At 61.5% G+C, this 20,495-nt stretch carries 16 protein-coding genes; 2 read left to right on the forward strand and 14 right to left on the reverse strand.

The genetic code is table 11. From position 1 onward, the window contains the following. The first annotated feature begins 640 nt into the window (after positions 1 to 640). Entirely contained in the window at positions 641 to 826 is a 186-nt protein-coding gene (locus tag AC5RWT_RS04635; protein WP_494079333.1) for a hypothetical protein, read from the forward strand. Positions 827 to 1,053: 227 nt separating this feature from the next. On the opposite strand, the gene AC5RWT_RS04640 is transcribed toward AC5RWT_RS04635, so the two are convergent. The 8 genes from AC5RWT_RS04640 to AC5RWT_RS04675 all read right to left on the reverse strand — a co-directional run bounded on the left by AC5RWT_RS04640 (position 1,054) and on the right by AC5RWT_RS04675 (position 12,428). Then, entirely contained in the window at positions 1,054 to 1,698 is a 645-nt protein-coding gene (locus AC5RWT_RS04640; protein ID WP_494079334.1) for a ParB family protein, read from the reverse strand. Further along, positions 1,695 to 2,507, reverse strand: a complete 813-nt coding sequence (locus tag AC5RWT_RS04645) for a ParA family protein (protein WP_494079335.1) — start codon at positions 2,505 to 2,507, stop codon at positions 1,695 to 1,697. The genes AC5RWT_RS04640 and AC5RWT_RS04645 overlap by 4 nt, the downstream gene beginning before the upstream one ends. A gap of 1,314 nt (positions 2,508 to 3,821) precedes the next feature. Further along, positions 3,822 to 5,645 carry a MarR family transcriptional regulator gene (locus AC5RWT_RS04650; protein ID WP_494079336.1) on the reverse strand — a complete coding sequence of 608 codons (1,824 nt, stop codon included), beginning with the start codon at positions 5,643 to 5,645 and terminating at the stop codon, positions 3,822 to 3,824. 207 nt (positions 5,646 to 5,852) lie between these two features. Next, positions 5,853 to 6,089 carry a hypothetical protein gene (locus AC5RWT_RS04655; protein ID WP_136787409.1) on the reverse strand — a complete coding sequence of 79 codons (237 nt, stop codon included), beginning with the start codon at positions 6,087 to 6,089 and terminating at the stop codon, positions 5,853 to 5,855. A gap of 909 nt (positions 6,090 to 6,998) precedes the next feature. Then, a complete protein-coding gene (locus AC5RWT_RS04660; RefSeq protein ID WP_494079337.1) occupies positions 6,999 to 7,250 on the reverse strand; it encodes a hypothetical protein in 252 nt (83 codons plus the stop codon). Positions 7,251 to 8,638: 1,388 nt separating this feature from the next. Next, on the reverse strand, positions 8,639 to 9,313 hold the full coding sequence (locus tag AC5RWT_RS04665) for a haloacid dehalogenase type II (RefSeq protein ID WP_494079338.1): 675 nt from the start codon (positions 9,311 to 9,313) through the stop codon (positions 8,639 to 8,641). A gap of 99 nt (positions 9,314 to 9,412) precedes the next feature. After that, positions 9,413 to 10,978, reverse strand: a complete 1,566-nt coding sequence (locus AC5RWT_RS04670) for a hypothetical protein (protein WP_494079339.1) — start codon at positions 10,976 to 10,978, stop codon at positions 9,413 to 9,415. Between the two features lie 877 nt (positions 10,979 to 11,855). Further along, on the reverse strand, positions 11,856 to 12,428 hold the full coding sequence (locus AC5RWT_RS04675; RefSeq protein WP_494079340.1) for a recombinase family protein: 573 nt from the start codon (positions 12,426 to 12,428) through the stop codon (positions 11,856 to 11,858). 268 nt (positions 12,429 to 12,696) lie between these two features. On the opposite strand from AC5RWT_RS04675, the gene AC5RWT_RS04680 reads away from it, so the two are divergent. Continuing rightward, on the forward strand, positions 12,697 to 13,419 hold the full coding sequence (locus AC5RWT_RS04680) for an IclR family transcriptional regulator (protein WP_494079341.1): 723 nt from the start codon (positions 12,697 to 12,699) through the stop codon (positions 13,417 to 13,419). A gap of 515 nt (positions 13,420 to 13,934) precedes the next feature. On the opposite strand, the gene AC5RWT_RS04685 is transcribed toward AC5RWT_RS04680, so the two are convergent. From AC5RWT_RS04685 to AC5RWT_RS04710, 6 genes are all read right to left on the reverse strand, one after another. Continuing rightward, the gene (locus tag AC5RWT_RS04685) at positions 13,935 to 15,275 is read right to left on the reverse strand and encodes an MFS transporter (RefSeq protein WP_494079342.1); all 1,341 of its coding nucleotides are present in this window, start codon (positions 15,273 to 15,275) and stop codon (positions 13,935 to 13,937) included. 104 nt (positions 15,276 to 15,379) lie between these two features. After that, positions 15,380 to 16,135, reverse strand: a complete 756-nt coding sequence (locus AC5RWT_RS04690) for a 2-keto-4-pentenoate hydratase (RefSeq protein WP_494079343.1) — start codon at positions 16,133 to 16,135, stop codon at positions 15,380 to 15,382. A 567-nt stretch (positions 16,136 to 16,702) separates the two neighbouring features. Continuing rightward, positions 16,703 to 17,731, reverse strand: coding sequence for a 4-hydroxy-2-oxovalerate aldolase (dmpG, locus tag AC5RWT_RS04695; protein ID WP_494079344.1), 1,029 nt, complete (start codon positions 17,729 to 17,731; stop codon positions 16,703 to 16,705). Beyond that, positions 17,728 to 18,684: an acetaldehyde dehydrogenase (acetylating) gene (locus tag AC5RWT_RS04700; protein WP_494079345.1), complete on the reverse strand. Its 957-nt coding sequence runs from the start codon at positions 18,682 to 18,684 to the stop codon at positions 17,728 to 17,730. Before AC5RWT_RS04700 ends, dmpG begins: the two co-directional genes overlap by 4 nt. Positions 18,685 to 18,717: 33 nt before the next feature. Next, positions 18,718 to 19,536, reverse strand: a complete 819-nt coding sequence (locus AC5RWT_RS04705) for a 2-keto-4-pentenoate hydratase (protein WP_494079346.1) — start codon at positions 19,534 to 19,536, stop codon at positions 18,718 to 18,720. Then, positions 19,536 to 20,474: a 3-carboxyethylcatechol 2,3-dioxygenase gene (locus AC5RWT_RS04710; protein ID WP_494079347.1), complete on the reverse strand. Its 939-nt coding sequence runs from the start codon at positions 20,472 to 20,474 to the stop codon at positions 19,536 to 19,538. Before AC5RWT_RS04710 ends, AC5RWT_RS04705 begins: the two co-directional genes overlap by 1 nt. Between the last annotated feature and the right edge of the window lie 21 nt (positions 20,475 to 20,495).

Genomic DNA, 20,495 nt, shown 5'->3' on the forward strand with positions numbered 1-20,495 from the left:
ACCAACGTCCGGCACAGCAGCCAAAGCCATACCCGCCACTCCTGGGTAGCCAAGACACTACAACTGCCCTGCGAACTACCTGCGCAACAACATAAGGACAGCAGCCAAAAACCAAAAAACGCTTCTACAGCCCGAGTTCAGCGCGGCCCATCTCCCGTTTTGCGGGCAAACGAACATCTGGCACCATCGTCCGGGCCGGCTCCGCCAGGATTGGACAGTCACGAGAGGTTCAGGCCGGAGTGCGGCCCCACTGCCATCCTCAGTCTTGTTTATGATGATGAGCGCTACATCGCTGAGCACATTTCGCACTCGCAAATCTGGCGTTATGCGGGGTCTAGCGTGCTCGTGAGAGCTTCCTTTTTGTGCAAGCCACGCTGCGGACACAGATACGGGAAGCGACCAGCAGAGGCCGCTTCCCGTAGGTGGAATTGATTTGCTTGCTTCCTAACTGTCCCCAGGCTTGCGTGGGTTCAGTCCGAGGCTTATGGCCAACTCTTCTTCTATCGTCCCTTTGAGATCATCGGTCCACCGTGGACGTGGCCGAGGGTGACCGGGGCATCCTGGTCTGCGACACCGCCGAGAACCGGATCCGGCAGTACGGAGCAGGCGAGGCCATCCTCGACTGGCCAGGAAGCCTGTCATGCCGTCGATCAGGCTGACCACCGGGGCGGGCAGCACGGAGCGGACGCAGCAGGACGGGCACACGTTCCCCGTGGTGGCGTCCCAGCCCTTCCGGGCGGCCAGTCGCAAAGCGACCGACGGCGGGAAGCGGAAGGTCATCTGGGCCGCGGACGGGCATACGACGTCGGCCCCTCCGTCGCAGTAGACTGTGCGGAGGCGCTGATGGCCGTGGTTTTCCTTCCCGACTGAATGGTTTTGCCGGGCATTTTCGGGCTGAGCGTCCGCATCGTTCCCCTGCAGAATCAAATGTAGATCCGGCAGGGGCGCTCAAAATCGGCGGCGGCGGTTTTTAACCCACCCATCAACACGCTCTATGAAAAAGGCCACACGCACCGCGCGTAATCCATAAGCCTCGAATTCGATGCGCCCCGGTCAGCCGCCTACGGGACGTCCGCGCGGCACGTCATCCGGGTCGGAATCGTAGGGCTCGCCGTTGTTGTACTGGGCCTCCAGCCGGGCGCATTCCTTCTCCACCGCGGCACAAATGAACTCCGACAGGGTCCGGTACCGGGTCATCGGCCGGGTCGAGTTGTAGGTGGAGCGCATCCGGTCCCCCGCCTCCTTCGACTGAAAGAAACTGGCCTTCTTCGGCGCATCCTTCTTCGACTCAGCCTCCGACTGCTGCGGGGCGGCTTCGACCGGCGCAGCGACGGGTGCCGGTGCGTCCTGCAGGATTTGGGCAGGAATCTCCTGGACGGCAGGGATCGGTACCTGGTGGACGAACGGAGCCGGCTGCACCGGTTGTTGCATTGCCTGTTCAACAGGCTCTTGGACAGGCTGCTGCACGGGCTGTGGCGCCGACTGCTGGACCTGCTGCTGGACTGGCTGGGGTGCCGGCTGAGCCGGGGCCGGGGGCTGGCTCTCGGCCCGCTGCGCCAGTTCCGGTTCCTGCATAGGCGAGGACGCGCTCATGTCTTCGATGACGCTGCGGCTCGAGGCTTTGCCCAGGCGTCCGCGGCGCTTGATCTTGTCCAGGGCCGGGGTGCCGCCCCGCCCGGACACGGGATCTACACTCACGCTTCGCTTCCCTTCCAGATCGCACGCGCCAGCTGTTCCAGGTCGGCGCGAAGCACCTTGGCTTCAGAGCCGAAGGACTTCAACGGCTTGGCCGCCGCCTGCGCCTTGGCGAACAGCTCACGGTCCGGGAGCAGCGGATCCAGGACCAGTTCGCCGAAGTCGGCGCGGATCTTCTCGATCCAGACGTCCTGGTCCTTGCGTCCCTTGCGGACCTTGTTCACGACGACGCCGACGATGTCGATGTCCTCGTTGAGGTTTTCCTGCACCTCAGCGATGGTGGTGACGATTTCGGCCAGGCCTTCCACCGAGGCGACCCGCGGTTCGCTGACCAGCAGCGCGTGGGTGGCAGCGGTCAGTGCGTTGACAGTAAGCAGCCCCAGGGAAGGAGGGCAGTCGATGAGGACGATATCGTATTCCTCGGCCACACCCTTCAGGGCGACCCGCAGGCGGTGCTCGCGGGCCATCATTGAGTCGCGTTCGCGCGAGGCTAGGTTGCGTTCGGAGGCAATCAGTCCCAGCTCGGAGTGGTTGGGCGACTGCCAGTCCTCCCCCACTTCCAGAACGGCGTCTGCGGCCACCCCGGGGAAGATCTTCTGATTGTTCGATTCGTCGCCGTAGAGCACGTCGTTGAGCGTGAACTCCGGGCCCGACAGGCCGAGGGCCGATGTGGTGTTGTACTGCGGATCGGCGTCGATCACGAGGACCTTTTTGCCCATCATCTGGGTGTAGACCTCGGCCAACCCGGTGACAAGGGTGGTCTTGCCGACCCCGCCCTTCTGATTACAGACCGCTATGATTCTCGCCGGCATGGGAATCATTACCTCTCTCCTGGTGCAGCGTGCCGGGAGGAGACCCACGTGTGACAAAGAGTCAACCGGCCGGCACCGATCGATTCCCACACTATCGGCGCTCCCCCGCCGTCCACGGTAGCCACGCCCGTGCCTGTTACAGATTCTTAAATGGAACCTTTAGTACCGTTACCACCGTTGGCGGCGCTGGAGCTAATGGAACCTTTTGCGCAGTTGGAACCCTTACCGCCGATAGTGCCATTGGCTCCATTCGGACCGTTGGCACTTTTGCCACAGCTGGCGCAAAAGGATCCGTTTCCAGTCGCCAGGGGAACTAACGGCGGTAAGGGTTCCGATACCACCCTTTGCGTAGAGCCCTCCTCGGCGTCTCCCGGGCGCGACTGTTGAACCAATACCACTAATGGAACCATTTGCGCACTTCACCTCCATTTCCACCGATAGTGGCCTTACTGCTTTCGGAGGCGCAAGAACCGTCGGCAGCGTGCGCGGTCACCCTTGCCCTGATAATCCCGGGAACACAAGGGGATCCCATTGCTGCAGCGCCCTCTAATGGAACCTTTAGAGCCTTTGCCAGCATTGGATCCGAGGGAACCTATGCCTCCTATTGATCCCTTGGAACTCTGCCTCACCAAGTGGCTGGTCGCCGTTCCTGCCCATAATGGAACTTTTGGAACTATTCGAGCTATGAGAGGAAAAGGTTCCATTTCCTCTCTTTGAGGCTGTCTGCGAGGCAACCCTACGATGAGGCCACAACTTGTTCCCGACCAGGTTCCAACAGTTCCGTAGGTACTTACGGTTCCTTTACTGCCATTCATACCGATTGAACCGAAAGAGCAATAGGTTCCTTAAGTTCTATTCCTGCCCTCGGATCTAAAGGTGGCATTGGAGGCAATGGTTCCGATGCAACCACCGCGCCCTGGTTCCGCAACGACGCGGTGGTTGCCTGCCAGCGGTTCGGCCTGAGTGCAGCCGGGGCGGGGGAGAGGGTGCAAACGGAGCAAAAGGTACCGTTCCTCCCCACCGCAACTAAAGGAGGGCATTCCGCTCCATTTTGAGGGGAGCTCTCCGCGCGCCGGCCAGTCGCCGGGGGGACGTGCGGCGGCCGGTGGGGGAGTGGTGCAAAGAGAGGCAACGGCGCAAACGGCGCAAAAGGTACTGTTCCCCCTGATCGGAAGTAATGGAGACATTGGTACTGCAGGCGCCTCCCTGCTGGCCGGCGCAACCGTCAGGTGCCGACGGGGTGGGGGAGGAGTAGGAAAAGGAGCAAACGGAAGGAATGGTTCCATTACTGGTGTTACTTCCAACTGTGCCATCTCAGGCCGTCATTTTGAAGGCCATGTCGGCCAGCGTCCAGTCATCCGGCGGGCCCTCAAAGGTTTCCCAAGGGTAGTCGTCACCGGGGGAGGGAAGGACTGCTCCGGTGCTGAGCCGCTCGGAGAGCCACTGGCGCCACTGCGCCCGCTGCTGGTGGTACCGATCCAGCTGCCTGGCCACTTCATCGAGGACGCCGAACAGCTCAGCCAGTTGGCGCAGGGACGTGGCCGGAACCAGGCGCCAGGACAGGTCCCGGCCGGAGCGTTCGGCCAGGTTCCAGGCGGCGAGGATCTCCAGGGCCTCGGTGACGGCGGTGCGACTCAGTCCGGTGTGCCGGACCAGGTCGGAGGTGGATACCGGGCCGAGGGAGTGCTCCAGTGCTTCGTAGACGAAGGCGGCCGGCATCCCCAGCTCGCGGAATACCGGCCGCAGCGAGTGCAGCTTGCCCCTGTCCCAGGCCCGGTTTTCCGCGGCTTCCTGCAGGGATTCCGGGAGGTTCAGGCAGTAGAGGTCTCCGTGCGTACCCCGGCCTTGGCTGACAAGGACGACCAACGGATCGTTTTCTTCGCGCAGGGCACGCAGGTGGGCAGCCACGGTAGTGTGTTCAACTCCAGAGGCCACCGCCAGGGACCGGACGCCGAATTCGATGAACCGGCTGCCGGTCATGTGTGCCGCGGCCCCGAGAGCCCTGAGGATCATGCGCTGGGCCATCCCTGCGCGGGAACCGCGGTAGCGCTCTTCAGCCAGGAACAGGGCATTTCTCCAGGTGCGGATAAAACGGTGTTCGCTGTGCGGCGATTCAGGCAGACCCCCTAGAAGCTGCCCCCCCTGTGTATTTGGCAGGCTTGTGTTGGTTTTACGGGCATCTTCTCTCCCCTGGCTTTCGGAGATGAATTTGACCGCTTTCTCCCAGTCCCGGCGCAGCGCGGTGAAGCGCTGGTGAGCCCGGTAACGGGCGTAGAACTGGGCCAGTCCCGGCCAGATGCCTTGCTTCATCCGGCGTTCGACGTCGGTCAGGCTCATCCCGCAGCCGGCAGCTGCAGTCAGGACGGCCTGCCGGGCTTCCGAGGGGGTCGCATAGCGGGAGGTGTCGTAGAGTCCGTCCACGGCCGCGGCCAGCATCGTCCGGGACATCCCGCCGGTCCCGGCGGCGGCACCCGCCAGCTGGGCGGCGGGACCGGTCAGGGACATCTCCGGCTCCTCGAGGCGCAGCGCCCTGGCGGCGGCCATCTCGGGGGCCAGGTCGGCTGCCATCCGTTCCCACACGGCAGGGGAGTTGGGCCGGCGCACGATGTCGTAGGCCATGGTGAGGCTCATGGCCAGTTCCTGGTGGCCGCCGCTCTTGTGCGGGCTGCCGGGCGTGCGGATACAGCCGTGGCTGATGTTCTGGTGCGGGGACCGGTCCAGGCTGCGGTAGCGGCTGCCCAGGGCTTCGACGAACTCGCGGGCTTCGGTGAAGGTGACGCGGCGCTCCAGTGGGATGTAGACGTGGCGGCCGCCGTTGGGGGAGTGGTCCTCGATCCAGCGGGCACCGTGCTCGTGCAGCCAGGAGGTCACCCGGTAGACGTCGGCAGCCACTCGGTCGACCCCGTCGACGGAAGAGTCGAAGTCCAGGCAGATGGTCCGGCAGGTTCCGTCCTTGCCAAAGATGCGCACGGCCGCCGGTTGCGATGGCAACGCCGAGCTGAGGTCGCGTTCGTGACGCTGGGGGTAGCTGCGTCCGCCGTCCCGCGAGATCCGCACGCGGGGTTGGCCAGCCAGCTCGGGAGCCAGCGCCGCCCAGACGGTATCCGGGTTGTCCGCGGCAGGATGGTCTCGCGGCACGCCGAAGGCACGGTCTGGCAGCGCGCGAAGGCGCTGATGTACGATGGGGTTATTCCTCTCGTTGGGAGGGGGAAGAAAGCCCCTTGGGACTTTCGTGCGATTCCCGTGAGGGAACCGTTGGGCTCATCACCTGGTCGCCGGCAAGCTCTTAGGTGTTGAGTGTTGAGTTGTCATAGAAGGCCCGCCTCGTGCGGGCCTTCTTATGCTTTAAGAGACCATGCGGCCGATAGGCAGCTCCTCCTGGCCTGGATGCGCGAAGTCGGAAGGATCCATTGAAGCGAGTTCCTTCTTGATCGTGGCTTCGACGAATTCACTGACGGTGACGCCCCTGCCCTTGGCAGCCCTGACAAGCTGATCGGCAGATTTCACGTCTACGCGGGTGCCAACGAACCGACGCTCGCCCTTACTGCGACGCCCGCCTCCGCGGTTTCCTGTAGTAGCCATGGCTCTCAACTGTCCTTTGAATCTCGGGTCGATCTGTCCGCCTGTAGGTGGACGTCCCGGCCGCCTGGAAGGTTTGGGAACATTCCCGCCGGAACGGTAACCGGATCTGCCGGGGCTGATCCTTTAACTGTTTCCAACTACTACGAAATTACCATCGTGTAAGACGACATCCGGGCAACCTGTAAAAGTTTCCGTTTTGGTGATGCAGCTCCTGCACAGGGCCGGGCCGGCGGATGCCGGAATGATCATGGCACAGGCCGAAGGCAGGCTTGGAACAGGGGTTCCGTAGGTGCAAATGGTTCCAATTCCCGAAGCGCGAAAAAGGCCTCTGAAGGGGTGTTTTGGGCCACTTTTGGCCCGGTTTCCAATGGAAGAAAAGGAACCATTTCCCAAACTTTTTCTCTGCAGGTGCCTCCGGCGGTGTCCGGAGCCCGACGGCCGGCCGGAAACTGCGCATGGAAGGAGGTCAGGACCGGGCCAAAAATCCGCAAAAAAGAATTTTCTTCCGGCGTGTCGCAACCGCGGATACAGCACCCGGCGGGGGAGTGGGAGACCTCCGAAGGTGGCAAAGTCTCTAGCCCTTGCTTCCATGCGCCGAACCCTGGTTCGTGGTACGGCGAGAAGGGGTTGAACATACCCGAACACTATCAACGACGAATGGCCGCTCCGGGACCATATTGCGCGGCTGGGGTGTGAGACCATTCCGTAAAACTCGCCCCCCCCCCCCCCCCGCAAGGCTGCCGATACAGGGACCTTATCCGCGGCAGGCAAAAACGACCGTTTTAGACCCACCAAGTTTTGACACCCACCGCCGGGTTTAGGCCAAGGGTCACAGGCCAAGTGCGTAACTGGACCGCAAATTCTGTGAAGGCGAACGGGTTTTGACCCAATCGCCTTCCATCTGTGCCCTTAGCCCCGTGGCGCAGCGGTCGGATCAACTCCAGCAAGGCGAACCAAGCCAAGCCCGTCTACCGGGACGCGCGCGTAAAGGGTGTACGAGCGGCCTCCCCGGTTCGACTCTGCCCAGTCGATGACCTCCGGAATGTCTGCACCGGAGACCTCCCACTCATCCGAGTTTGTTCCGGCCCAGAAGTACACCCGGTACCGAGGGCGGTCTACCTCCCAGGTTTGGTCGCGGGGATCGACAGTCGTGGTGTCCATGTCCCGAGTATGCAGGAGGGACCAACCCGGCACTGTGGCTGCTGCTGCTCGCCGGTGGAGGTCCCTGCGATGAATGGGAACCACTAGTTGAATTCAAGGAGCGTCCAGGAGTCGTTGCCGGGTTCTCGCTGCCATGCCTGCCGCGGGCCCTCCCAATCGCGTGCGACGTCCGTGAGCCAAAGGTGCTGTCGGGGTCCCAGCCGGCGATGACTGATGCCGTGTCGGGGTCGAGGTGGAGTGCGCGTGTGGCGCTGCTGAGATAGCCCTGGACCGTGAGGTGCACTGCGTCCCACTGTTCCGCGACACGTTCCCAGTCCGGGATCACCCACCGGCCATCGCGTCCGGTGACGCGGAACCAGTCGTGTCGGCGGGACGCGGTGACTTCCAAGGGAAAGGCGCGGCACAACGAGAGCCAATCGTCCGGGATGCGGATCTCGAAAGTCCGGCCAGTGCCGCGAACCGGAATCACCGTCGCCTGCTCCCATCCGAGGGAATCCTCCACAAGGCTTAGCCCGGCCGGGATTTGTCCGACTGTGTGGACGAGTCCGTGCGGGAGCGACCACCACGTTCCGCCCCAGCTGGCGCGGGGATCGCGCGGGCGTTCGCGGGCAGCTTGGGCTTCCTCCGCTCGTTGCTTCCGCCCCCACTCCGCAAGCGTCCTCTGTGGATCCTTCGATAGAGGTGCTGGGTCGTCCGGTGACCGCCAGTCGATGGCCCATTGCTCGGTCTGGCGGGGCTGCCACCACCATTGGGTGGCCGGCGAGGCCGTCGCCTGCTCGGCCAGCGGAAGGAGGGCTGCCCGGATGGTGGGCATACTCGCCAGCACGTCTTCGCCGTCGGGTTCTTGCCAATACCTCGCGCTGTCGACCGACTGCTCAAGGGCCTCCTGTAGCAGCCAGCTATCGAGACGGGCCGTATCGAGGGAAGCGAGAGAGTCCGCCACCTGCTCCAACGAAGGGACAGGGATTTCGCGGCCATCACCATCGGAGCCGCCGAAGAGGGTCAGCGACTTCCCCTTCCCCGGATCCAGGTCGTACCCGAGCCAGAAAACCGCCGTCCTGATGTCAGGATCCAGTTCCATCGCGAGTTCAAGACACAGCCGACGACCCCGGGGCCCTTCCAGAAGCGATTCCGCAGCGTCCTCCATCCGCCCATCCTCGCAGATCAGCGCGGGCCTCGCCCTTCAACAGACTCGAGGCCCGCCGAGCCGGCCCCAAAGGCCGTCCCATCAAAGGACCCTTTGCCGCGACGGCGGTCGCTCTACCTTCCTTCCGGCGCCGCCCTGAATTTCCGGGGATGGATTGTCTCAGCAGTGCGTCGCACTAGGAGAATTCTCAACAGCGCGGAAAAGGACCTTTGATGAGAGTTTCGGCTCGTGAAGTCAGACCTCAGTTTCCTCGGGCCAGGGCCGGGACCAGATCAGCAAGGGAGGACACGCTGTAATCCGGTGCCTGGAAATAATCCGGGTACGGCCCACCTGTCCTGTTGATCCAGGCCGTAGCCAGACCCGCCCGGGACGCGCCATGAATGTCCCAAGCGTGAACGGCGACCAGGAGCATCTCCTCCGGCTTTGAGCCACAGGCGGAGGCCGCGTACTCATAGGACGCCCTGCCGGGCTTCCAGGCCGAGGCATCCTCCACCGAGAGAAGCAGCTCAAAACTGTTCCGAATACCAGCATCGGCGAAGAGTTGCTCTGCCACCTGTGTAGAACCGTTCGTCAGAGTTGCAAGGCGGTATCCGGCACCATGCAGAGCCTTGATGCCATCAGCAACATACGGGTGCAGCGCGAGACCGGAGAGCCCGGCCATGACGTGCTGCACCGCAGTCTCAATATCCCGGTTCAGTTCCATGCCAGTGAACAGGCCCCGCAGAACTTCGGCGCCGATCCCCGCAAAGCTTCCGTTGTCGCCGGCAGTGGTGAGGGCAAAGCCATCCCGCAACAAGGTAGCGAACCATAGCTTCGCCAGATGTGCCGGCGCGCCCACCTCGACAAACCGTTGACCCATAGGGGACATATTCGACAGGGTTTCGTTGACATCAAAAACAATGACTGAGGGTTTCATACAGGTTCTCCTTCATTAGTACTTGCCCAGTCGCGGCAGCCCGCGTCGCAGGATGGAGACTTGACCGGCAGTGATTGAGTCGTTGCTCGCTTACCTACTTCAGGCTCCTCGTTGGCGGCCCCCGTGCTCTTCCCGTTTTCCCCAAAGTGCGACGTAGCTAGCTAACTGTTTGTCCGATAGCTGCAGATCACCCTCGACGACAAGCAAAGTGGTGTCCCACGGCCGAACGTTATCTAGGCGTGGGGTGAGTAGGACTGCGATCGATCGAGCTCTAGTGATGTTTTCGGTCTGGGCGCGCTCACTATGGCGAAACGTCAGCCATGCCTTAAATGCATTCGCTGTCGACTCGTTGTAAACGGAGCAAACAACGAAGGAGACCTGATAACCGCTCGGCGTGGACGGCAGGAATGTCCGAGATCTCCATCGAACGCCGTCTGATTCGTGCTTTGTGTCGAGCTCGCCGTAGAGGAGGGTTCCGAGCTCTACTCGTGAAGCTACCGGAAGTGCATCGATAGCGGCGAGGACTTCGACCTCCATTTCGGGCGTGCCTTCGCCGCCGTCGATGCTGGCGATGTCCTCGCAAATGAGCCGGGTGAGCCCAAATTCGCTCGGGTACTGCGCTCCCGCTGGCTCCATCGGCAACAAGGGGTAGCTGAACCGTGTGCCTAGTGCTGCGTCCGCTGGATCAGAATCGGCTGAAACGGCGGCATCAAGTGACGCTAGATCGAAGTATCGATGAGGTTCCTCGCCTAGGTACTCAGTCGAGGTCTCAACTCGGATCAGGTAGCGAATGACAGCGCTCGTAGACTTGAGCTGCTCGAAAAGAAACTCCCAGTCACGCCGAACGAGCACGATGGTGGGGAGTGGGCTCTCGATCGTGGCGAGGGGATGTTGCATTGGAATTTGAGGGTGGTCAATGACGACGACGCCGACCCATTTCACTGCCCGGCCGTCGAGGCTTAGCAGGCGCCCGCGACCATTTTCAAGATCCACGGGTGACTGCTGGAGACGCCGATAAGTGCCTTGAACCTGCTTTAGCGCCTTCTCGACGTTCTTGTTGATCCACCGGCCTTCTTTCTCTGGCGCTGAAATTTCTGCGCTGCGACCCTTTACTTGAACGATTGCGCCAACGTCGCCAGCGATGAGGAGCCCGTCGCCGATTTCTCGCACGCCGGATCCTTTACGTTCCACCTGGGGCTTCATCACAAAATCTGGGAGTCCCCAGGTTGCAACGGCTTCATGCACTGCGCGTTCTGCTGCAATGCCGAGAGTGTGTGAGGCCCGGAGCTTTGTGGCATTGGGGATTCGCCGTTCAAATACTCCGTTTGCGGTGGGAATAAGCAGTACGAGCTCGCTAGGGTCTGGATCAATAGCGACAGCGACCCGAGCACCAGTTTCCGTTAGCTCCGCAAGCTCTGATTGCTGCCAACGGCGGGGAGAGGCCGCCGCATTGCTCCAAAGATTCTGCCGGTCGACAGCTTCGATGGGGAGCGCACGAGTACCGCTCACTTCGCCCGTAACTGCTGCGAAATGAGCATGGAGCAGGGCGATGACCTCAGTGACCTCTCTTAGCCGCGACTCGAACGTGTCATCTGTCCCGACTGGAACGAATCCTGCCGCAAACCCCAGGTCCAGCAATGTGCCTGGGCGGGCGTTCACCTGCATGCTTCGTTGGTAGGCAGGCACACGAAATGTCGCAACTACTCCGTCCGGGCTGCCGCCCAGATCGAATGAAGGGCTGGGTAGGCATTCAATTCCCTCACGGTGGGGTTCCGTGAAGATCATTGGGTCAGTGGGAGTGGCCCAAACGGTTATGTTTGAGCCGGCTTCCAATGCTTCAGACCAACTTAGAAGTTGTCTTAGACCAGCTCGTAATCGTCCTATCTGCTCGATATTTGAATCAGGAAGGAATGGCTGCGTACTGCGGACGATGTCCGCATGAGCACTCAGCACCCCATTTATGCAGGCTGTCTCCAGCAGCAGCCTGAGGTTCTTCTCGGAGTCCGCAACTGGCCAGTATCTTTCAACGTCCGGGTCCCGCGGGGTGCGCGAAGACGAGAAGAGCTGCACCGTCTCGATAATGAGAGCGTCCAGTGCCGACCATAACTCACTGACGCAACTCGAAAACTGTCGCGTTAGATCGCTCTGTAAGGTGCCGGGCCACTCCACAGAAGCGGTAATAGTCCCCGACCCATCGTCATTTACGATCACAGTCGCACCCATGAACTGCTCGTCAAAAGCCGCGCTCCAAGCCGCAGCCATCTCGGATACGTATCGTTGTGCGGAACGAAGGTGGGAGACAGCCTGCGGGTAGCTTTCCTCAATCACACTCGCACTGTAAGCGCTGGTACCGACTAATCAAGGGCAGGCGCGGTCGGAGCGTCCGTGAGCCGGTCGATGGAAGACGCGCCCCTCGTAGTCTCACCGACGTGACGGCGCTGATGCTGGGGAGTCCATATGCCCAGCCCGAACTATCGTCCAGTGAGAGTCCTCAATTGGCGCACGCACGTCCGTCTGTGCGCGATCGATGTTTGCCCATTGGTTAGGGAGTTCGTTGGACGATTCGGTAGACCGTGCTGCGGGCGACCTTGAACAGTTCGGCGATCTCGGCGGTGGTGTGTTGTCCTCCCTTATATAGGGAGACGAGGTGGGCTTCCTGGCTTTTGGAGAGTTTGGGCTGTTTGCCGCGGAGCCGGCCTTTGGCCTTGGCTACCTGCATGCCTTCGCGGGTGCGGGCGCGGATGAGGTCGGATTCGAATTCGGCGACCAAGGCCAGGACGTTAAAGAGGAGCCGGCCGACCGGGTCCGTTGGGTCGTGCACGGATCCCCCGATGCTGAGCTTTACTTTCTTCTTCGTCAGCTCTTCGACGATGTCCCGCGCATCAGGGACGGAGCGGGCGAGCCGGTCCAGTTTGGTGACGACCAGGGTGTCGCCGGCGCGGACCGCGGCGAGGGCTTCGCGCAGTCCCGGGCGGGCGCGGTTCGTTCCCGTCAGCCCGTGGTCGGTATAGATCCGATCTTCGGGTACACCGAGGGCAGCGAGTCCATTGCGCTGCGCCGTGAGGTCCTGCTGATTAGTTGAAACGCGGGCGTACCCGACGAGATGTGCAGTCACACGCCTGAGTGTAGCGGTTGAGGCACCCTCATCGGGCTTTTTTGCGGGCGGGGTATACGCGAATCAGTGAGGCCAGTGTTCATAAGGGATTTTCCTCGGCGGGAGAGTGGCGATCAGGTGTCGCGGTGAAGGACCGTTCTACGGGACGCCTCACCAATGCTGCTTGCTTCACGGAAGCAGGCTGCCGAGGAGCAGAACAAAATAGAGGGCTGCCAGGTACGCCAGGTCATGACCCAAAGGCGCAGGCAACCTTAGCTATCCTTGACGTGTGGCGAATCCAGCAAATAAACGGCCGATTGAGCCAAAAGTAGGGACACAGACGCTCTCGCGGGGCTTGAACGCGCTCTTGGCTGTGGTGGAATCGCCGAACGGATTGAGCATTCAAGAGGTGGCTGACATACTCGGTATCCATCGATCCATCGCATCCCGAACATTGCACACCCTTTTCGAGTACGGATTCCTGAGCAAGACTTCCGGAGGGATCTACCAATCCGGCGCTCGTCTTGCTTCCCTAGCGTCTACCTATCTTCCCGCCCTCCGCGACGTCGCGGTGCCATTGATGAGGTCCTTAGCCGACGAGCTGGGGACAACGGTCTCGCTGTTTGTCGCCGAAGGTGATGACGCCGTAGCAATTGAGATGATCGAACCGACAACCGTCATACATCACATCGCCTTTAAGCGGGGGATGCGCACCCCCATCGACCGAGGCGCAGCTGGACTTGCTTTGCTTTCTTGCAGGTCGGCAAGTCCGACCGACCCCGCCGCGGTAGTCAGCGCGCGGGAGCATGGGTACGCAAAGAGTAGCGGCGAAATCGTACCGGGTGCTTACGGGGTTGCGGCGCCAATCCCCGGTGTGGAACCGCACGCTTGCCTGAACATCATGACCTATAGCCGCGAACAAGCGGAGCTTTCGATTGAGAGAACTCGTCAGGAGGCTGTCGCGATCGCATCAAAATTAGGGAGTGCCCTTGATCGGGAGCTACTCCTGTAAGCGCATCAGTTGCAGCTGGGATCCTTGATCTCGCGTTGTTTGTTTCGAATCCAGTTCCGGGAAAGGCCCTTCAGCGTTCTCCGTTTTAGAGTCACATGGACCAGTCAAGCTCGCGGGTGGGGCCAGAGCGGCGCGCAACCGTGGCCGCGGCGGGCCATATCAGAATCCGGTCGGGGCAGATCAAGGCGTTGGTCCCATAGCATCCGCAGCCCGATCAGGCCGTTGAGAAATCGGGCAACTAGCACCGGCCTTCTCATCATTACTGCATTCTTCAGATCTAGCGCCGGCTTGACCAGCCGAACCGGGACGATTTGAACGAGATACCTCAGTGGAACATTCGATTGGCGGACAGTCCGACCAACCACTCCCTCAAGTCCTCTCACCCGGCTACGCCCACCAACATCTCGCTGAGCTGCCTATCGGGCGATCGGTGATTTGGATTTGACTCCGCACGTCGGTAGCGCCCGATCCTATCGAAAGGACGGACGCTACCGACGTGTCAGAGTTTCCTCGCCTTAGTGTTGGTGGGTCGTTAGGTCGTAGTCCTTGGACTCTCTGGTGAGCAGGATAAAGATAATGCTGACCAGTGCCATTCCCGCTAGGTACCAGACCACGGGGGCGATCGATTGCCCGGAGGATGCGTAGATTGTGGCGAGGATCGTTGGCGTGAAGCCCGCGCCGATGAGTGTCGCTAATTGGTATCCCAGGGAGGCCCCAGTGTAGCGAGAGGTCGTGCCGAACTGCTCGGAGACGAACGCCGCCAGGGGCCCGTAGATTACGGAGTGGCAGACAAGGCCGATGGTGAATGTCGCAAAGATGAGCAGCACGTTGCCGGTGGCCAGCCAGGAGAACATCGGGAAGATCAGGGCCACGAATAGCAGTGAACCGACCACCATGACCGGACGCCGACCGACTCGATCAGAGAGCCGGCCCATGCCCACCAGGGAGAAGATGCTGATGAGAGATGCCCCGGCGAAGGCATAGAGTACCGTCTGCCGGTCAGCGCCGTTCTCGACTGCGTAGGCGATCGCGAAGGTGGCTAGGAACACTTGGAGCCCGAACACTGAGGCCCCTGCAAGCATCGTATAGATAAGGGCACGCGGGCGACGTAGCACCTCGAGGATCGGGACCTTGCGCTTGGCCGGGGAGCCGCTGGCTGACTCCTTAGCCAAGGCGGCCTGGAAGATCGGGCTCTCCGAAATCCGGGAGCGGATGAAGATACCAACACCCAGCAGTACGAACGAGAAGAGGAACGGGACGCGCCAGCCCCAGGAGAGAAATTGCTCCTCCGGCATAGCTGCGAAGAAGCCCATTATGAGGGTTCCCAGGGCGGCGCCCGTCGGAGCGCCGGCGTTGGCGAATGATGCGGCAAAGCCGCGACTTCGCTGAGGGGAGTGCTCCAGGGCCATCAGGGCGGCCCCGCCCCACTCGCCGCCTACGGCAATGCCTTGGCAGACTCGTAGCAGAATCAGAATGACCGCACCCCAGGACCCGATCACGGCGGCGCTTGGAATCAGACCGATAAGGGTAGAGACGGTGCCCATAATAAGCATGGACATGATGAGCATCTTCTTCCGGCCCAGACGGTCGCCGAAGTGTCCGAAGACGGCCCCGCCGAGGGGGCGCGCGAGGTAGCCGGCGGCGAAGGTGCCGTAGGCGGCAACGGTCCCGGCAAGCGGGTCGAGGTTGGTGAAGAAAACGTGAGGGAAGACCAGGGCAGCGGCCGATGCGTAGAGCAGGAAGTCATAGAACTCGATCGTGGATCCGATGTAGCTCGAGAGGATGACCTTGCGCGATTCCTTAGCGCGAGAGCGGGCGTCCATCGACGCCAAGACGCTGTTGGGTGCTGATGACATGGTGGCTCCTTACTTGAAGAGGTGAAATGGGAGAGCGGGCTTGGGGCTAAACGCAAGCAAGGATCGTGCCGCATTCCCCCGAGGCAGCGCATTAGAAGTGGAATTCATTGACAGACCAGCGCGCATTCCCCAATTTGCGGAGAACTAACTTTTAGAATTGCCCCGGGATCGAGGTCGATTGGAGCGGTGACTCCACCGGTGAGTACAATCATCCCTTTTTCAAGCCGTCCTCCTTGGCGATGAAGTTCGCGAACCAAGTATGCGACCGCTTCCGCGGGAGAGCCCATTGCAGCGGAGCCACGGCCGAATTGCACATGCTCGGCCTTGGTGAAGCGGAGGGTCAGATCCTCTGGCGCGGACGAGATCGTCGTGAATGAACCCGTCACATATCCTGCAGCCGAGGAGCCGTCGGCTGTATTGTCGGCCCAAGTAAACTCGTAGCTTTCCCATCGAGGGTCTACAACCTCGATGGCCACGGCCCACAATCCGGAGCTGACGACGTCATGTGCTGTGATATCTGGTCCGGATAATTCTGCTTCGGCGCGGAAGGCAAACTCCGGCTCGGCCTTGGGATGGATGAATCGGTCCAGCTGGGCAGGTTGATCAAGAAGCATCCCATCCCACAAATAGCCAAAGTTTGGCTTCTCGATGCCGAGTGCATCGCGCATCGCTTTTGAAGTCCATCCGAGCTTGTATCCGGTTTGTTTTTCCCCGTTCCGATGACGCTCGGCATTCCGTTCAGCGGCTATGGCCCAGGCCTCGTCATCAGTCAAGCCAGGAGCCTGGCGTGAGAATGGTTCGATTCCCGTGACTCGTCGCTCAGCCTCTTCGAGCTTCATTGCTGCTTTAGTGGGGTCCACTTCTTGCTCCCTATCCCGGAGATAGCGCTAATCCTGATGGTGACTCAAGGTCTGGCACTGTGTTGCGTTATCCACAGCACGGCCTCTCGATTCTTGTTGATACGGGGCGACCTGAGCTCCCCGCCGTGATCTATAGTTGCACGCTGGTATTCAATAAGTGCTCAGGAAAATGTAACAGCGGTCACATTTCATGTCAAGTTTTTCCGTTGCAATTCCAGAGCTCGGGAAACGCTGCTTCAGTTGCGAAATGAAAGTGAGTATCTATGACGCAGACTGCAATGCAGGTTCACTCCGATCTGGGATTACTCGCCCCCTACGGATGCGTCCGACTGAAGCGCGAACATGATCGAAGCATCGCGCAGGCGATCTCAAAGTTTGTTGGTACTCGACCGATCGTAAAGGCAGCGGAAGACGAGTACCTCAGCGTGCTCAAGCCGGATCAGGCTGAACAACTGCGGCAGACTCATTGCCATCATGTGGCCGACGTTAAACGACTAGCAATACCATCAGCACTCGTGCCGTGTAGCCCGGATTCGGTGTTTGCGGAATCCGGGCTACACACCGTCCTTACGTGGCTTTTGCGAGTTGGATGGCGACGTCGACGATCATGTCTTCCTGGCCGCCGACGTAGCCGGCTTTGCCGATTTCCTCGAGGATCTTGTAAGCGGGAACGCCGTAGCGGGCTTCGGCGCGTTCGGCGTGAATGAGGAAGGAAGAGTAGACCCCGGCATAGCCCTGCACGATGGAGGCACGGTCCATGACCGGCATACGCGTGATGTAGGGCTTAACCACGTCTTCGGCGGCGGCCATCAAGGCCTGAACGTCGACACGGGTTTCGATGCCCAGCCGGTCGAAAGCGGCGGCGAGGACTTCCGTGGGAGAGTTTCCGGCCCCGGCTCCGAGGGCGACGAGCGTGCCGTCGATTTGCTTGGCTCCGGCACGGACTGCGTAGACGGAGTTCGCGACGCCGAAGCTGAGGTTCTGGTGTCCGTGGAAGCCCACCTCCGCCTCGTCGCCAAGTTCAGCCACGAGCGCGCTGACGCGATCGGAGACGTCCTCGAGAATTAGCGCGCCGGCGGAGTCCACGACATAGACACACTGGCAGCCCGCATCGGCCATAATGCGGGCCTGCTTCGCCAGCTCTTCCGGGCTGACACGGTGGGCGAGCATGAGGAAGCCGACGGTTTCCATGCCGAGCTTGCGGGCGTGCTGGAAGTGCTGGATCGAGACGTCCGCTTCGGTACAGTGGGTGGCGATGCGGGCCACAGACGCGCCGGCATCATGGGCTTGGTTCAGGTCGTCGATAGTACCCAGGCCCGGTAGCATGAGCACGGCGATCTTCGCTTGCCTGGCTTCGTCGACTGCTGCCCTGACGAGGTCCAGTTCCGGGGTAAGCGAAAAACCGTAGTTAAAAGACGAGCCGCCAAGACCGTCGCCGTGGGTTACCTCGATGACCTGCACGTTGGCGTCGTCCAGGGCGCGCACGGTGGAGCGGACGTGTTCTTCGGTGAACTTGTGGCTCATCGCGTGCGAGCCGTCGCGCAGGGTGGTGTCGGTCAGCCGGACGCTGTATCCGGGGGTGTTAAGGGTCGTCATGCCTGTGCTCCTACGGTGGCGGTGGTAGCGGCAGCGCCAGCGTCGATACGCTCGGCGAGCAGGTCCGCGGTGCGGGTGGCCGCGGCGGTTATGATGTCGAGATTACCGGCGTATTCGGGCAGGTAGTCGGCTGCGCCCTTGACCTGAACCCAGACCCCGACGCGGCCGAAGCCGTTCCAGTCCTCGCGGGCGCTGTCGAACTGCGGCTCGACGCGCAGCTCGTAGCCGGGCACGTAATCATGGATCGCAGTGACAGCCTCGCCAATGGCCGCGCGGATCTTCTCCTGCAGCTCACCGGGCTCGGCGGCTTCGGCAGGGACGGCGCAATAGATGGTGTTGCGCATAATCATCGGGGGTTCGACCGGGTTGATGATGATGATGGCCTTACCGCGCTTGGCGCCGCCGACCACTTCAAGGGCACGTGACGTGGTCTCGGTGAATTCATCCACGTTGGCGCGGGTGCCCGGGCCGGCAGACTTCGAGGCGATGGAGGCAACGATCTCCGCGTAGTCGACCGGGACCACGGAGGACACCGCGGCGACGATGGGCGTGGTGGCCTGACCGGCGCAGGTGATCATGTTGACGTTCATGACATCCGTGAGCGAGTCGAGGTTCACCACCGGGGCAAGGTAGGGGCCAACGGCGGCCGGAGTCAGATCGATCGCGTGGATACCGGCGGCCTTGTATTTCGGTGCGTTGGCCTCGTGTGCCTTGGCCGAGGTGCATTCGAACACAAAGTCCGGCAGCTCGTCCTGGGCCAACAGCCAGTCCACGCCCTCGGCCGAGACAGTCAGGCCCAGGCGCTCGGCACGGGCCAGGCCGTCGGAGGCGGGGTCCACGCCGATCATGTATTTGACCTCGATGTTGGTGGAGCGGCGCAAAAGTTTGAACATCAAATCCGTGCCGATGTTCCCGGAGCCGACAATCGCGGCGGTCTTTTTTGTGGAAGTCATGGAAGGGTCCCCTATATATAGGTGTGAAAGAGGTCAGGAATGCTCGGTGAAGTGGATGGTTAGGGACCCCAGGTCCCCGAAGTCGGCGGTCGCCGATTCACCTGCGACCACCGGCAGCGCCTTCGTGAATGAGCCCGGGAGCACCAGCTGCCCGGCTTCCAGCGCCACGCCCTGTTCGCCGAGTACATTGGCTAGCCAGGCCACCGGCGCGATCGGATCGCCCATGACGTCGGCGCCAGTGCCTTCCGCAACGGTCTCGCCGTCGACTATTAGGCTGCAGACAACGCCGGTCAGCTCCTCGACCGTGACGTCCAGTGGTGTGCTGCCGACGGCGATGGCGCCGCAGGATGCGTTGTCCGCCACTGTGTCGACCAGCTTGATGTTCCAGTCCGCAATCCGCGAGTCTACGATCTCGATCGCGGCATAAACCTCGCCGATGGCCGCACGTGCCTGCTCGACGGTGACGCCGGGGCCCTGCAGGGTTTCTTTGAGTACGAAGCCGAATTCAGGTTCCACTTTTGGGGAGATGAATTTCGATGCCGGGATACACGCGTCGTCGTGGTGGACCATGTCTTCAAAGAAAAACCCGAAGTCCGGTGAATTCACGCCCATCTGGGCCTGCATGGCCAGTGAGGTCAGTCCGACCTTGCGCCCGGCCAGCACCCGTCCGCCGGCGAGATAGTGCTGCAGCTGGGCGTTCTGGACCTCGTACGCGTCCTGGACGCTCATGTTCTCCAGCCGATCCCGTAACGGATCCACTGGTTGCTTGGTTTCGTAGGCAGCCAGCAGCTCTTCCGCGAAACCGGCCAGTACGCCCGACCGGTCCGTGGTGGTTGATTCGCTCTTCGTCATTACTTGATCACCGCCGTGGTCACGCCGAATCCGGCGATGTATTCCTTGATCGGTTTGTAGAACTCGAAGCTGACCTCGTACTCGCCGCAGGCACGCAGCGCGGAATAGGCCGCCACCCAGGTCCGCACCTCGTGAGAGGAGTGACCGGCGATGGCGTCCATCTCGTCGGCGTAGTAGGCGTCGAAGCCCTCAACGTTTCCGGACTTGCAGACTTCGAGGAAGGCCCGGTCCCACTCGGGATTCAGCTCCATAATGTCCGCTTCGCCCCGGGCGAATGCTTCGGCTGTGGCGATGGTGCGCGCCTGCCGGACGGCGCGGGCCTCCGGGGTGGGGTGGCGGCCGTTGGTGAGCATCCTGCGCTGCTCCTCGGTGGCGGTGGCGATCTGCGGCACCGGCGGATCATGCGAGAGGCCTCCGGAACCGATGAACAGCACCTTCTTTTCCGTATTCTTGAAGTACTCCCCGACGGCCTGACCGAACTTGCGCACCCTGGAAACCTTCGTGAACGGTCGGGCCACAGAGTTGACGAAGATCGGGATGACGGGGATTTTGTCCAAGCTGCCGAAGATGATCTCCATTGGCTGCACTGCACCGTGGTCGACCTCCATCTTCCGCGAGATTGAGGTATCGATGTCCCGGTCGATGACGAACTGAGCCAGTTCCTCGGCAATACCCGTCGGGACGTTCAGGGGCCCGGCCCAGGTGTCGTAGTCCCCGGTGCCATTTGCTTCGTAACCGATGCAGAACGGCGGCATCAGGTCGTAGAAGAAGCCGTTGTAGTGGTCGGGGCCGAAGTTCACCACCAGGTCTGGGTTGAAGTCCCGGGCGAATTGCCGGACCTGGTCGAAGGAGGCTTCGACAGCAGCTTTCACTTCTGCAGGTGGGTTCGTGTGCTCCAGCAAAGGGCTGTGGGACATGCATATAAGCGCCTGATTCATGACTTTGCTCCTTTATCTGCC

It is taken from the genome of Arthrobacter sp. Dra40 (assembly GCF_059091905.1).